Here is a 15,277-nt window from a genome sequence, read left to right as displayed (position 1 = left end):
TTTTGATATATAAAAGGAAATGCTTCGGATATCATTTTAAGAATGATAACTTTTATGAAGCCTTAGAAATTGGATTAAGCATATTAGATTCGATTTTTTTAAAGAACTCTGCATTTTTAAATGGTTTTCTCATATAGTCATTAAACCCAGAATCTGGATGTAATATCTCTTTTATGGTATCTTGTGTGTCTGAGGCTGTTAATGCTATAATAGGAATATTAATGTCAAACTCCCTTATTTTTTGAGTAGCTTCCATACCATTCATATTAGGCATGTTTAAATCCATGAGGATAATATCGTATCTGTTTTTTTGTGCCATTTCTACGGCAATAATACCATCTTCAGCGATTTCGGACTTATAACCTTTGCTTTTTAGAATGTTTTGAGTGACAATTTGATTTATTTTATTATCCTCAACTACTAAGATATTATAGTCTTCAGAACTGGCTAGCGGGATATGTCTTTTGACATTATCAGGCGTGTTTATTTCCTTATTTGATGAATCAATTTCAAAAGGAATAGTGAAATAAAAAGTAGACCCTTTACCTGGAGCACTTCTTATTTTGATGTCTCCCCCATGTAGACTAACTAATTTTTTCACGATGTTTAAGCCAAGGCCCGTTCCTGTAGTATGATCTTTGGAATTGGCTTGAGAAAATTTTTCAAATATTATTTCTTGTTTATCCAAAGGTATTCCTCTTCCATCATCTTTTATTTCGAAAGTTATATCAACCATATTGTCGGAGATAACTGGTTTGATAAAGTTTAACCAAATGTTTCCATTCTTAGTAAATTTATTAGCATTACTAATAAGGTTGATTAAAATTTGAGATAATCTCACAGAATCTCCAATAAGCATTGTTGGAATGTTAGGATCAAAATCGAGATGTAGTGTATTATTGTTTTTTTCGGCCTGATATTCAAAAGAGTTTTTAATATCATCTGCTAAATCTTTGATATTATATGTGGACTTATCAAGGCTAATTTCATAAGATTCCATTTTGGTAACTTGTAGTACATCATTGATTAGATTAAGTAAGTGATCTGCCGAAAATTTCATAAGCTTAATAAATTTATGATTTTCTTCATCTTTAATCCTTTGCATGAGAATTGATGATAGGCCTACTACACCATATAGTGGTGTTCTAAGTTCGTGACTAACTGTGGATATGAATTTTGTTTTTACGGCTGCGAGGCGATCAGATTTTTCTTTAGAAATTTTAAGTTCTTTATTTCTTAATGCTAGAGATTCTCCAAGAACTTTTGTTTTTTTATGATTATAGATAAAGAAACAAAATAGTATTAAACATATTAGAAGTAGTGAAAGAGTAAATATTGATATTGTTTTAGATTGCTCTGCTTTTTGTGTTTCTATTGTGTTTTTTTCTTCACTTACAACTAATTGTTTTTTGTATTGATCTGCCTCCAATTTTTCTTTTTCAAGTGCGGTTTGATGGTGTTTGGTATATTTTTTTAAAATTTGATATGCTCTGTCCTCTCTACCAATTTTAACCAATAAGTCTTCATATTTTTTGTAAATAGTCATAGCTTGTCTAAAAAACTGATTGGTCTCGGCTATAGAAGCAGCTAGTTCAAAGTATTTTATTGCAGTATCATAATTTTTGTTGCAATAATAATATTCACCAAAACTAGTGTATGTTACTGCTAATTTAGAAGCATAGTGCTGATTGTTTTTAAAGTATTTTTTACACTTTTCAAGTAGCTTGTATGCCTTACTATAACGTTTTGTTTTGATGTAAATATTGGCAAGATTTAATTCTAATATATGTCGTGAATATGTGTTTAAATCATCAGAATTCTCGTAGATATGCTTTATTCTTTTTAGAGCTCTACCAGGCTTATTAAAACCATTTAGATATACTAGAGCTATATTGTTATTTATATCAACAGTTAGTTCCGGAAACCCTTCAAGTTTTTTTATGAATAGATCAGCAATTTTATAGTTCCTAAGAGCTTCTTTATACTCTTTAGCAGAAAAATGAATTTTTCCAAGTAAATTATAAGAGTACCCTTTTAAATAATATTCTTGTTGGGTATTGAATTTTTCAGATACATCGATTATTGTTTCAATAATCATTATTGAATTAGCTCTTCCTATTGAATTTAAATGATTTTCGGTCTGGATAATGGTGTTCTCCAATTCTGAAAAAGACATTTGTTCATATTGTTGAGCATTGGTTATAGAATAAAATAGATTAAGCCATATGAAGTATATACAATACTTCGGAATATTGATGTTATTCATTGTTCGATATATTTGGGGCTCCTAAATATATTGAAAAACCTGTAAATATTTATGGTAAAAACGTAAAAATATAGTTTAAGTGCTTGGAAAAGTATTAATTAACGTATTAAATGTAAGTGTAAGACTACTTTTGACTAAGTGGTTTAGGCATGGATATGGATTACCGGAATATTGAAAAATAGTACTAATTAAATAATTAATGAGTGGTAAAAAAAATCCCAAGTTGCAATGACAACTTGGGATTTTGAATAGAGAATTTTTAACTAATTAATCTCTAAGAATGCTTCTTGAAATAACGATTTTTTGGATTTCACTTGTACCTTCATAAATCTGAGTGATCTTAGCATCTCTCATTAATCGTTCTACATGGTATTCTTTTACAAAACCATTACCACCGTGTATTTGAACTGCTTCTACAGAAACTTCCATAGCTGCTTGCGAAGCAGCTAGTTTTGCCATAGCCCCAGATAAATCATAATTTTCATGGTTATCTTTATCCATGGCAGCTTTATATACCAACATTCTTGCAGCTTCAATTTGTACATGCATGTCGGCCAGCTTAAATGCAATTGCCTGATGATTCATGATCTCTGTGCCAAATGCCTTACGAACTTTTGAATATTCTTTAGCTAACTCGTATGCTCCTGCTGCAATTCCTAATGCCTGAGCTGCAATTCCGATTCGCCCTCCTGCTAATGTTTTCATTGCAAATTTAAATCCAAACCCATCTTCACCAATACGATTTTCTTTAGGTACTTTTACATCATTAAAGTTAAGCGAATGTGTGTCACTACCACGGATCCCTAACTTATCTTCTTTTGGACCAATTTCAAATCCTTCCCATCCTTTCTCAACGATAAATGCATTGATACCTTTATGACCTTTTTCTTTATCAGTTTGTGCAATAACTAAATAATAATCTGAAGTACCACCATTTGTAATCCAGTTTTTGGTTCCATTTAGGATATAATGATCACCTTTATCAATTGCAGTTGTTCTTTGAGAAGTCGCATCACTACCAGCTTCAGGTTCTGATAAACAAAAAGCTCCAATAGATTCTCCTGTTGTAAGTTTAGAAAGATATTTCTCTTTTTGTTCTGGAGTTCCATAAGTATCAAGACCCCAGCAAACCAAAGAATTATTTACTGATACGATAACTGAGGAAGATGCGTCTATTTTGGATAATTCTTCCATTACTAAAACATAAGAAAGTGTATCCATACCGCCACCACCATATTCAGGAGATGCCATCATCCCTAGAAATCCAAGCTCTCCCATTCTCTTCACCTGTTCAGTAGGAAATTCTTGTTTGTTATCACGTTCAATTACTCCAGGTAGTAATTCAGCTTTAGCAAAATCACGAGCTGCGTCGCGTATCATTAATTGTTCTTCGGATAGTTTAAAGTCCATTTCTATATGTAATTTACTGTGCGTGCATAATACGCAATTTGTACTTTTTGATGAATAAAAATCGAGATAACCCCTCAATTTTTATTAATTCTACAAATATAAGCGATAATATAATAGGTTTGCTGTTTTTTTGATTTTTTGATAAAATCGTGCTTTAGCTAAAAAAACATCTTATTTTTTTAGTAAATCTGTAAAGAAATCTATTTTTTGATGTAAGATGATAAAGAGAATTTTGTGTATATATTTTTATTTTTATTTAAGCTTTTGCCATATTTAGTTTTTTATATTTGTGAGGTCGCATTTTGACCCTAATTCAATTTGTTGTAATACTTCTTTAATATGACTCAAATCTAACCTCCGTAAGGAGGACTACTTTAATTTAAAATTACAAACATAGGTTGTGTTTAGACAATGAAATATTTATTCAACGAATTGAAATTTTTACATGAAAGAATTATTAAAAAAATATGAAAATAAAACTCCGGAAATAGTTTTTAATTGGAAAGATTCTGAGACTGAAGCTGAAGGCTGGACTGTTATAAACTCTCTAAGAGGTGGTGCCGCAGGTGGCGGAACCAGAATGAGAAAAGGATTAGATATGAATGAAGTCCTTTCGCTGGCAAAAACTATGGAGGTTAAGTTTACAGTATCTGGCCCTGGAATTGGAGGTGCAAAATCTGGAATTAATTTTGATCCCAATGATCCACGTAAAAAAGGAGTTTTACAACGTTGGTATAAAGCAGTTTCACCATTATTAAAGAGTTATTATGGAACTGGAGGAGATCTTAATGTTGATGAAATTCATGAAGTGATTCCGATCACAGAAGAATGCGGAGTTTGGCATCCTCAAGAAGGAGTTTTTAATGGACATTTTCAACCAACAGAAGCAGATAAGATTAATAGGATTGGGCAATTACGTCAGGGAGTGATTAAAGTCTTAGAAAACACTACATTTTCACCAGATGTTTCTAGGAAATATACTGTGGCCGATATGATCACTGGTTATGGTGTGGCTGAAGCTGTAAGGCATTATTACGATATTTATGATGGAGATGTAAAAGGTAAAAAAGCTGTGGTTCAAGGTTTTGGTAATGTAGGATCCGCAGCAGCTTATTATCTATCTGAGATGGGAGCTAAAGTAGTTGGGATTATTGATCATGCAGGTGGTCTAATCAATGAGGACGGTTTTTCTTTTGAAGAAATAAAAGAACTATATTTAAACAAGAAAGGAAATAAGTTATATAGTGAAGTTTTAATTCCTTTTGAAGAGTTAAATGAAAAAATATGGTCTTTATCTACAGAGATTTTTGCACCTTGTGCGGCATCGAGATTAATTACCAAAGATCAGATCACTCAGATGATAAATGCTGGATTAGAAGTGATATCGTGTGGAGCTAATGTTCCTTTTGCAGATGAGGAGATATTTTTTGGGCCAATTATGGAATTTACAGATGAAAGAGTGAGCCTAATACCTGATTTTATTTCTAATTGCGGTATGGCTAGAGTTTTTGCATATTTTATGGAGCGAAAAGTACAAATGACAGACGAAGCTATTTTTATGGATACTTCGGATACTATTAAAAAAGCAATTCAAAATACCTATAATAACAATCAAACAAAAACTAATATAAGTAAGACAGCATTTGAGATAGCTCTCAAACAGTTGTTGTAATATAAATCGTACTAACCAAGTTAATTATGTTGAAGTATTTTTTAGGAAATAGTCCGAAATGGTTTAAAACCGTAATGATCGGATTTTTAATTTTTAATGTATTTTCTTATTACATTTTAGGGCCAACCGTTACAGCTTGGTTATTTATCGGAGAATTTATTTTCACACTTGCCATGGCATTGAAATGTTATCCATTGCAATCAGGAGGGCTAATAGCAATCCAGGCAATTGCACTGAATTTAACAACAGCAAAAAATGCTTATCACGAAGTAGAACAGAATCTTGAAGTGGTTTTATTGCTAGTTTTTATGGTGGCAGGTATATACTTTATGAAACCACTTTTGATGTATATTTTTAGTAAGGTATTTACCAAGATTAAATCTAAAATGATATTGTCACTATTATTTGTTTTTCTATCTGCAGTACTTTCGGCATTTTTAGATGCTCTAACTGTAACTGCGGTATTGATAAGTGTGGCTGTAGGATTTTATGGAGTGTATCACAAAATCCATTCAGGATCGGGTGACTATGATGAAAGTGGAGTTTTGGATAGAAAAGAACTGAGCGGTGAAACTTTGGAACAATTCAGAAGTTTTCTTAGAAGTTTGGTGATGCATGGAGTTGTAGGAACAGCGCTTGGAGGGGTTTGTACTCTAGTTGGAGAGCCTCAGAATCTGTTGATTGGTGAACGAATGGGATGGGATTTTATAGAGTTCTTTTTAAAAATGGCTCCAATCTCTATACCGGTTTTAGGAGCAGGTTTAATTACGACAGCAGTTTTAGAACGTACAGGGACGTTTGGCTTTGGAGCAAAGCTGCCGGATATAGCACGTAGAATAATTGAGAGCTATACTGAAGAAGAAGATGCAAATAGATCAGATCGTTCTAAATATGGTCTAATCGTACAAGCTGTATCAGCAATTCTTTTGATTATTGGTTTAGCATTGCATTTAGCACCAGTTGGTTTTATCGGATTAGCATTAATTATTGTACAAACAGCCTTTATGGGGATCACTGATGAACATCAGTTGGGACCTGCGTTTGAAGAAGCATTGCCATTTACAGGATTATTAGTAGTTTTCTTTGTAATTGTAGCAATGATTCATGATCAGCATCTTTTTACGCCTATTATTGATTGGGCATTAAAAATGAAACCCGAAGATCAACCAGCGATGTTCTATGCTGCCAATGGTATTCTTTCTATGATCAGTGATAATGTCTTTGTAGCGACCGTTTATATAGGGGAGGTAAAACAAGCCTTTGATGGTGGAGTGATATCTCGAGATCAGTTTGAGAAATTGGCTGTAGCTATTAATACAGGAACAAATTTACCTAGTGTTGCAACACCTAATGGTCAAGCAGCGTTCTTATTTTTACTAACATCTTCGTTAGCACCATTGATAGGATTGTCATATATGAGAATGGTGAAAATGGCATTTCCATATACAATAGTACTGGGAGGAATTGGCTTATTAGGAATTATATACATATTGTAAAGAATAAAAATATTATACTTAACCTTCAGAAATAACGTTAGTATACTAACACTAAATTAACAAGAACAGATGACATACTTATTTATGTTTGGTGCTTTCGCCCAAAAAGCAAAGGATGTAGATCCTGAAATAGAAGACAAATCATTATCAATAATGGATCTACTCCTTAGTGGAGGAACCGGTGGGGTGGTTATTATTGCAATTTTGTTTGTACTTTTATTTGTTGCAGTATATATTTATTTTGAAAGGCTTTTTGCAATTAAGTCCGCGTCAAAGTATGATGAAAGTTTTATGAGCCAGATTAAAGATAACGTATCTAGCGGTAAAATTGAAGCGGCCAAAATTTTGTGTGCTCAGACTAACAATCCAGTAGCGAGATTAACTGAGAAAGGAATTTCCAGAATAGGTCATCCACTAGAAGATATCAATAAGGCAATCGAGAATGCAGGACGTTTAGAGGTATATAAGCTAGAGAGAAATGTAAGTATATTGGCTACCGTTGCAGGAGCTGCACCAATGATAGGATTTTTAGGTACAGTAATTGGTATGATTTTGGCATTTCATAATTTGGCGTCAAGTTCAGGAACCGCTGATATGGGAGTTTTGGCAGAAGGTATTTATACAGCAATGACAACTACAGTAGCAGGATTAGTAGTAGGTATTGTTGCATATATAGGATATAACCATTTAGTAGTTCGTACCGATAAGGTCGTGCATACAATGGAGGCAAATGCAGTAGATTTCTTAGACTTGTTGAACGAACCTGCATAGTATGAATTTAAGAGGAAGAAATAAAGTAAGCCCGGAGTTCAGTATGAGTTCGATGACAGATATTGTTTTTTTGTTATTGGTATTTTTCTTATTGACTTCTCCGGCTATTACTCCTGAAGCTTTGGATTTGATATTACCAAAAGCAAAAGGAAAGAGTTCTAATGTTCAGAATATATCAGTTAGTATTACCAGTAAGTTACAATACTATATTGATGAAGAACGTATCAGTCAAAGTAGTTTAGAATCTACGTTAAGATCTAGATTGGCAGGACAAAATGAGCCTACTATTATTTTAAGAGCTGAAGAAGGAGTACCTATCGAAAAAGCGGTAGGGGTGATGGATATTGCTAATCGTAATAAATTTAAAGTAATTCTGGCAGTACGACCAGACTAGGGTATGATAAAACTAGATACAAGACATAAAAGGAAATCATTTATTTTAACTACAATCTTGCATGTAGCGATTGTCCTTTTATTGTTTTATCTGGGAATAAATGCAATAGTTGAAGAACCAGAAGGAGGTATAGCTGTTAATTTTGGTACAACGGTTACCGGATCGGGTAAAATCCAACCTAAAGAAGCTATTAAATCTTCTCCTAAGCAGACAACTCCTGAACCAACACCGGTTACGCCAGAACCACAAGAAGAGATTCCAGAGATACAGGATGAAGTAGTTACTCAGGATAGTGAGGATGCTCCGGTAATTGATAAAAAACCAAAGAAGATACCTAAAAAAAAGGTAGAAAAGCCAAAAGAGAAACCTAAGGATAAACCATCTGAACAAAAGCCCGTCGAAAAACCAATAAAGAAACCTATAAAAAAGGTTGAAGAGAAGAAACCAGACCCTAAACCAGATAAATCCACTTTAGATATTTTGGATAGTTTTTCTAACGCCCCTAAAAGTGATGGTAAGGCCAAGGGTGGAGAAGGTGATGATAATAAACCCGGAGATAAAGGAAATCCTGATGGAAATCCGTATGCTAATAGTTATTATGGGCAACCTGGTCCTGGTGGAACAGGCGGAGTAGGATATGGACTTAACGGTAGAGGAAGACCTACAAACTCCAAAGTAGTTCAAGAATGCAATGAAGCTGGTCGTGTGGTTGTAAAAATAGTGGTTAATAGAGAAGGAAGAGTGATTCAGGCAACCCCAGGAGTAAAAGGCACAACTAATAGTGCCAGATGCCTTATGGAACCAGCAAAAAAGACAGCATTAACATTTAGATGGAAAGCAGATCCAAAAGCACCAGCAAAACAAATTGGTTTTGTAGAAGTTAATTTTGGATTAGGAGAATAATTTCTATGAATTATAAAGAGACACTGGATTGGATGTTTAACCAATTACCGATGTATCAACGTCAAGGAGCTAGTGCATACAAAATAGATCTTACCAATACAATTCAATTAGCATCCTATTTAGATAATCCTGAAACCAGATTCAAAAGTATTCATGTGGCAGGGACCAATGGTAAAGGTTCCACTAGCCATATGTTAGCATCGATTATGCAAGAAGCTGGTTACAAAGTGGGTTTATATACTTCACCACATCTTAAAGACTTCAGAGAGCGTATTCGTGTCAATGGAGAAATGATTAGTGAGGATTATGTGGTTAATTTCATTGCAAAGCATAAATCTTATTTTGAAGAGAATCATCTTTCTTTTTTCGAAATGACTGTGGGATTAGCTTTTTTATATTTTGCTGAAGCAGAAGTGGATATTGCAGTTATAGAAGTTGGACTAGGAGGAAGGTTAGATTCTACTAATATTATTACACCGGAAGTTGCTGTGATTACTAATATAGGTCTTGATCATACTCGCTTTTTAGGAAACACTTTGAGTGCAATTGCTAGTGAAAAAGCAGGTGTCATTAAAGAGGATATACCCGTTGTCATTGGGAGAGCAACCCCGGAAACTTTTTTAGTCTTTAAGCAAAAAGCAGATTTATGTAATAGTGAATTAGTTTTAGCCAAAGACTATGAAGGGAAAGTATACTCTTCAGATTTAGTAGGGAATTATCAAAAGGAAAACATAAAAACTTCTCTGCAAGTCATTTCTGTTCTGAATAATAATGGTTGGGAGATTCCTGAAACTAGTATTGAAAAAGGACTTAATAATGTTTCAAAAAATACTGGGTTATTAGGAAGATGGCAAGTTTTACAACAAGATCCTAAAGTAATTTGTGATACTGCTCATAATGAAGATGGCTTAATACAAGTTATAAAGCAATTGCTAAAAGAAGAATACAATCAACTTCACATCGTTTTAGGTGTAGTAAATGATAAAGATTTGGATACAATATTACCTTTGTTTCCATCAGAAGCTCAATATTATTTTGCAAAACCAAACGTCTTGAGAGGTCTTGATGAAAAAATATTAAAAAAAGAAGCATTAAAATTTAAACTACTTGGGAAAGATTATCCAAGTGTTATGGATGCCTATCAAGCTGCATTACAGCAAGCTATAAAGCAAGATGTAGTTTATATAGGTGGAAGTACATTTGTAGTTTCAGAAATAATTTAATTTTTCTTTAAAATTCTTTTGGTAGACTATAAAACTGTCTTATATTTGCATCCGCAATCAGGAACAAGGATTGTGAAAAACATAAAGGGCGCGTAGCTCAGTTGGTTCAGAGCACTTGGTTTACACCCAAGGGGTCAGGGGTTCGAATCCCTTCGCGCCCACAGAATTAAAATCCCAATACAATTTTGTATTGGGATTTTTTATTGGTAATAATTTGAATATTTCCCTAGTGTTCTTTTCTATGAAATTTTGATAAGCATATATAAATTACTTTTCTTAAAAGTAATTTCCGAAGAGCTTAAACCAGACCGACAAAAATAGTAGTTATTTATATTTCATATGAATCCCTGTTTCTCATAAATAATCATATAAATATAGAGGTTGAGGGGGTGGAAATTTCAAAAACAACTATACAAAAACTATACAACCGAACTTTTAGAACACAAAACATAATTATTATAGAGTAATATCCAATATTTTTAGCGATTTACAAATCATTAAAATTTTAACATGGGCATTATTTCATTCGTAGGATTTACATTATTAGTTGCGATTATATCATATATAGCTACAAGAAAAACAGATGAAACTTCTTCAGAAGGTTACTTTTTAGGAGGGAGAAGTCTAACAGCTATAGTAATTGCAGGGTCATTATTACTTACCAATTTATCAACCGAACAAATAGTAGGGCTTAATGGACAATCCTATACAGAAGGTATTCTTGTAATGGCATGGGAGACGTTGGCAGCCATTGCGATGGTAATTACAGCAGTTTTCTTACTACCTAGATATTTAAAGGGAGGGATTACTACGGTTCCTCAATTCTTAGAACGACGTTATGATACTACAACAAAAGCAATTACCTCGGGATTATTTTTAACTGGTTATGTTGTGGTTTTTTTGCCTATTGTTTTGTATTCAGGATCTTTGGCTATTAGTACTATGTTTGATATTCCTGATTTGTTAGGAGTTTCTAAAAGTACTTCCATATGGATGTGTGTTATTGGTATTGGGGTCATAGGGTCTATTTATGCGATTTTTGGGGGCTTAAAAGCAGTTGCTGTATCCGATACGATTAATGCTGTTGGATTATTAATAGGAGGTATAATGATTCCGATTTTTGGTTTATTAGAAGTAGGTGGTGGAAGTATGTTGGAGGGAATTAATAGAGTGATGACTACAAATCCAGAAAAATTTAGAGTTATAGGCGATAGTGATTCCTCAATTCCTTTTGCAACTATTTTTACGGGGATGATGCTAGTACAATTATTTTATTGGGGGACTAATCAAGCCATTATCCAAAGAGCACTGGGTGCAAAGAATTTAAAAGAAGGACAAAAAGGATTATTATTAGGATCATTTATTAAAATATTAGGGCCCATTATCGTTGTTTTACCTGGGATTATTGCTTTTCATATGTTTGGAGACAAATTATCAAATGCTGATGAAGCATATCCAACATTAGTTAGTGAAGTACTGCCTTTGTCCTTAGTGGGCTTTTTTGCAGCTGTGCTGTTTGGAGCTATCCTAAGTTCATTTAATAGCGCTTTAAATAGCTCAGTGACACTATTCGGAATTGATATTTATAAGGAGTATTTTAACAAAGAAGCAAGTGAAAAGCAAGTAGTAAAAGCAGGTAAGCTTTTTGGAGTATTTTTAGCAGTTTTTGCAATGATGATTGCTCCGTTTATAGCAAATGCTCCAGATGGATTATTTGGATACCTTCAAAAAGTAAATGGATGTTATAGTATTCCTATTTTGACAATTATTGTAGTAGGATATCTTACCAAGAAAGTACCTGCAATAGCTGCAAAAATTGCCATAATATCAGGAGCAACATTCTACTTGATTTATGTTGTACTTGATGCTACTATATTGAAAGGTGATTTTCCACATTTTTTACATGTAATGGCTATACTTTTTGTTATCAATATTATTATTATGTTAGCAATTGGTAAATTGTACCCAAGAGAAAAAGCATATGAACAGAAGTATACGATGGAAGTTGATATTACTCCCTGGAAGTATACCAAAATAATAGGTGTGGTTATATGTTTAATCGTAATATCTACTTATATATATTTTAAATAATTGAAATATCTTAAAGACATAATTTTATACTTTTTATTTCTGTTTTCTGCGATAATATCTTCACAAGAATTACCGCCGATAGAAACATATTTGCCTGAAATTTATGGAGGCGAAACTCAAAATTGGTCTATTTCTCAATCGGAGAACAAATATATTTATGTTGCTAATAATAAAGGCTTATTAGAGTTTAATGGTACAAGTTGGAAATTGTATCAACCTCCTAAAGGAAACAATGTAAGGTCCGTAAATGCTGTTAACGACCGTATTTATACAGGTTTTTATATGAATTTCGGGTACTGGAAAAAAAATGATTTTGGAGATCTGGAGTATACTTCTTTAAGTGATGCGATTGAAGATCAATTAATTGAGGATGAGCAGTTTTGGTACATCGTTGATCAGGAAAATTGGATTCTTTTCCAATCACTAAACAGGATTTATATGTATAATGTTGATACTGAAAAAATCAACATCATTGAATCTGAAGCAGGTATGCTTGGTATGTTTAATGTTAATGGTGTAATTTATTATCAAGATGTAGAAGATGGGATTTTTAAAATAGAAGAAGGAAAACCAATACGTGTTACAGATTTTTCTATATCTGGCAACGATAAAGCAGTTAATATTTCTGAAACTTCTGATGGAATTTTGATATTGACAAGTACCAAGGGTTTTTTTGAAGTTTCAAATGGTAAAGTTCGTAAATGGAATATTCCTGCAGATAATTTATTAAATTCATCAAGTATATTTAGCAGTATACAACTTAGGGATAAAAGTTTTGTTTTAGGAACTATCTCTAAAGGATTAATTTATATCTCCTCATCGGGTAGCCTTGTATACCAGATTAATCAAAGTAAAGGATTAAATAATAATACTGTTTTATCATTATTTGAAGATATTGATGAAAACATTTGGTTGGGATTAGACAATGGTATTAATTGTTTGAATATTAAATCTCCCGTAAAACTTTTTAATGATGCTAAAGGTAATATTGGTACAGTATATACGTCGGTTATTTTTAATGATTTTCTGTATTTGGGAACTAACCAAGGATTGTTTTACAAAAGGTTGAATGTTGATGAACAGTTTATGTTTGTTAAAGGAACAAATGGTCAGGTTTGGAGTCTTTTTGTATATGATAATTTACTTTTTTGCGGACATAATTTTGGAACCTTTTTGATAAAAGAAAATACCTCCAAATTAATTTCTGAAATACAAGGAGGATGGGTTTTTAAAACTGTTCCGGGGCATCCTAATTGGCTATTACAGGGGTCTTATAATGGGCTTAGTATATTAGAAAAGCAAAAGAATGAGTGGACTCTAAAACATAAGATAAAAGGATTTGATTATTCCGCAAGGTTTTTAGAAATTCATGAAGGGGTGATATGGGTGAATCATGAGAGTAAGGGGGTTTTTAGAATCAAAATGGATGAGCAATTCTCTAAAATATTAAGTGTTACCAAACCCTCTTTGCTTAAAAAAGGAAAAAACTCGAATATAATCAGCTATAAAAAAAATATTTTATACGCCCACGAACAAGGCATTTTTTCATATAATAAAAAGACTGAAAAATTTGAAAAGGAAAATATTATAAATCAATCTTCGGACTCTGAAAATGATGATATTGGTAAACTTCTAAAAGATGGAATCGATAGATTATGGAGTTTCTCCAGTGATAATATCAGTTGTATTTCGCAAAGTCAATTTTCTGAGGATCTTATGATTACTAAAATACCAATACCGAGATCTTTAAGAAAGGAAATGTTTGGTTTTGAGAATATAATGCATATTCGAGATGATGAATATTTGTTGGGTACAACCAATGGGTTTTTGATTCTGGATATATCAAAAATAAGTTTTAAAGAGCATACCACTCTTTTAGATAAAGTATCTGTAAAATATAAGGATACAGAATTTAAAAAAGTATGCCTTTCTCAGGAAGCTCCGGTTTTTGCATCTAATCAAAATACAATTTCCTTCTCTTATGCTACCCCTGAGTATGATAAATATCTTATTTCCAAATTTCAATATAAATTAGATGGTTTTTATGAAGATTGGAGTGAGTGGACTACTGATTCGAATATCACTTTTGAGAATTTACCATTTGGGGACTATACTTTTATGGTAAGAACTCGGACTGGAAATAAGTTAAGTGAAAATGTATTAGAATATAAATTTAAGATAGATAGACCTTGGTATTTATCAATATTAGCAATTGTTCTCTATTCTTTATTATTTCTAATTACGATATTTTTAACGCATAAAGCATACAAACGATATTACACTAAACAGAAGGAGAAGTTGTTAGAAGAAAATAAAAAACAACTTGAGTTGAAAGAGTTTGAGAAAGAAAGAGAAATCATGAGGTTAAATAACGAGAAGTTAACTCAAGACATAGAAAGCAAAAATCGGGAACTTGCATCTTCTACAATGAACATTATAAAAAAGAATGAAATTCTTAATACTATTAAAAAAGAACTTCAGAAATCTGAATCTGAAAGAGGAAACTTACGAAATGTAGAGCGAATAATTGACAAAAATTTGAATAGCAAAGATGACTGGAAGCATTTTGAGGAGGCTTTTAATAATTTGGATAAAGATTTTTTGAAAAAATTGAAAGCAAAGCATAATGATCTTACCCCACACGATCTGCGATTTTGTACTTATTTGCGACTAAATTTGTCTTCCAAAGAAATAGCTCCATTATTAAATATTTCGGTAAGAAGTGTTGAGATTAAAAGATATCGTTTAAGAAAAAAGTTAAAATTAAACCATTCTGATAGTTTAGTTAGCTATATCTTAGAAATCTAACACTACAACATTTTACTAAATTACTACAACATTACCTATACTCCAACGTTGGAGTTCAGCTACAACTTTACTTTTTTCCACTTTCTTAAAGAAATAATAAATCATTAATCGCTTCTTATTTTATAAGGCTTTTCCACAAAAAATGGTTGGTATTAGCGTAGTTCTCTTTGGTGTGTATGTTTTTTGTTGTGGTTCGATATTAAGAATTTGTTAAGGATCGTGTCTAAATTTGAACAAATCAAA

Annotated in this window: 10 protein-coding genes and 1 tRNA gene; 9 read left to right on the top strand and 2 right to left on the bottom strand. The window is 32.5% G+C overall.

Features of this window, described 5'->3' with window-relative positions; genetic code table 11:
* Window positions 1-52: 52 nt before the first annotated feature.
* Both J8M14_RS20005 and J8M14_RS20000 read right to left on the bottom strand, forming a co-directional pair.
* Complete coding sequence (locus J8M14_RS20005; protein WP_211076598.1) at window positions 53-2,266, bottom strand: ATP-binding protein; 2,214 nt, start codon at window positions 2,264-2,266, stop codon at window positions 53-55.
* A 267-nt stretch (window positions 2,267-2,533) separates the two neighbouring features.
* On the bottom strand, window positions 2,534-3,676 hold the full coding sequence (locus tag J8M14_RS20000) for an acyl-CoA dehydrogenase (RefSeq protein WP_211076597.1): 1,143 nt from the start codon (window positions 3,674-3,676) through the stop codon (window positions 2,534-2,536).
* Window positions 3,677-4,121: 445 nt separating this feature from the next.
* Between J8M14_RS20000 and J8M14_RS19995 the strand changes: the two genes are divergently transcribed.
* The 9 genes from J8M14_RS19995 to J8M14_RS19955 all read left to right on the top strand — a co-directional run bounded on the left by J8M14_RS19995 (window position 4,122) and on the right by J8M14_RS19955 (window position 15,034).
* Window positions 4,122-5,348: a Glu/Leu/Phe/Val dehydrogenase dimerization domain-containing protein gene (locus J8M14_RS19995; RefSeq protein ID WP_211076596.1), complete on the top strand. Its 1,227-nt coding sequence runs from the start codon at window positions 4,122-4,124 to the stop codon at window positions 5,346-5,348.
* Between the two features lie 26 nt (window positions 5,349-5,374).
* On the top strand, window positions 5,375-6,844 hold the full coding sequence (gene nhaB / locus J8M14_RS19990; protein ID WP_211076595.1) for a sodium/proton antiporter NhaB: 1,470 nt from the start codon (window positions 5,375-5,377) through the stop codon (window positions 6,842-6,844).
* 84 nt (window positions 6,845-6,928) lie between these two features.
* On the top strand, window positions 6,929-7,615 hold the full coding sequence (locus J8M14_RS19985; protein ID WP_211076603.1) for a MotA/TolQ/ExbB proton channel family protein: 687 nt from the start codon (window positions 6,929-6,931) through the stop codon (window positions 7,613-7,615).
* 1 nt (window position 7,616) lies between these two features.
* Complete coding sequence (locus J8M14_RS19980) at window positions 7,617-8,009, top strand: biopolymer transporter ExbD (protein WP_211076594.1); 393 nt, start codon at window positions 7,617-7,619, stop codon at window positions 8,007-8,009.
* A gap of 3 nt (window positions 8,010-8,012) precedes the next feature.
* Entirely contained in the window at window positions 8,013-8,912 is a 900-nt protein-coding gene (locus J8M14_RS19975; RefSeq protein ID WP_211076593.1) for an energy transducer TonB, read from the top strand.
* Window positions 8,913-8,917: 5 nt separating this feature from the next.
* Window positions 8,918-10,135 carry a folylpolyglutamate synthase/dihydrofolate synthase family protein gene (locus J8M14_RS19970; protein WP_211076592.1) on the top strand — a complete coding sequence of 406 codons (1,218 nt, stop codon included), beginning with the start codon at window positions 8,918-8,920 and terminating at the stop codon, window positions 10,133-10,135.
* Between the two features lie 86 nt (window positions 10,136-10,221).
* A tRNA-Val gene (locus J8M14_RS19965) sits at window positions 10,222-10,296 on the top strand.
* Between the two features lie 349 nt (window positions 10,297-10,645).
* Window positions 10,646-12,226 carry a solute:sodium symporter family transporter gene (locus J8M14_RS19960; protein ID WP_211076591.1) on the top strand — a complete coding sequence of 527 codons (1,581 nt, stop codon included), beginning with the start codon at window positions 10,646-10,648 and terminating at the stop codon, window positions 12,224-12,226.
* Window positions 12,227-15,034: a triple tyrosine motif-containing protein gene (locus J8M14_RS19955; protein ID WP_247672714.1), complete on the top strand. Its 2,808-nt coding sequence runs from the start codon at window positions 12,227-12,229 to the stop codon at window positions 15,032-15,034.
* The last annotated feature ends 243 nt before the right edge of the window (window positions 15,035-15,277 follow it).

This window comes from Aquimarina sp. MMG016 (genome assembly GCF_018100805.1).
Classification (GTDB): Bacteria; Bacteroidota; Bacteroidia; order Flavobacteriales; family Flavobacteriaceae; genus Aquimarina.
Note: the sequence above shows the minus strand (reverse complement) of the source record. Positions and strands in the feature narration are given on the sequence as shown.

Bases quoted from the DNA above. Each gene is read 5' to 3' on its own strand.
- J8M14_RS20005 (WP_211076598.1), bottom strand. From the start codon at position 2,266: ATGAATAACATCAATATTCCGAAGTATTGTATATACTTCATATGGCTT.
- J8M14_RS20000 (WP_211076597.1), bottom strand. From the start codon at position 3,676: ATGGACTTTAAACTATCCGAAGAACAATTAATGATACGCGACGCAGCT.
- J8M14_RS19995 (WP_211076596.1), top strand. From the start codon at position 4,122: ATGAAAGAATTATTAAAAAAATATGAAAATAAAACTCCGGAAATAGTT.
- nhaB (WP_211076595.1), top strand. From the start codon at position 5,375: ATGTTGAAGTATTTTTTAGGAAATAGTCCGAAATGGTTTAAAACCGTA.
- J8M14_RS19985 (WP_211076603.1), top strand. From the start codon at position 6,929: ATGTTTGGTGCTTTCGCCCAAAAAGCAAAGGATGTAGATCCTGAAATA.
- J8M14_RS19980 (WP_211076594.1), top strand. From the start codon at position 7,617: ATGAATTTAAGAGGAAGAAATAAAGTAAGCCCGGAGTTCAGTATGAGT.
- J8M14_RS19975 (WP_211076593.1), top strand. From the start codon at position 8,013: ATGATAAAACTAGATACAAGACATAAAAGGAAATCATTTATTTTAACT.
- J8M14_RS19970 (WP_211076592.1), top strand. From the start codon at position 8,918: ATGAATTATAAAGAGACACTGGATTGGATGTTTAACCAATTACCGATG.
- J8M14_RS19960 (WP_211076591.1), top strand. From the start codon at position 10,646: ATGGGCATTATTTCATTCGTAGGATTTACATTATTAGTTGCGATTATA.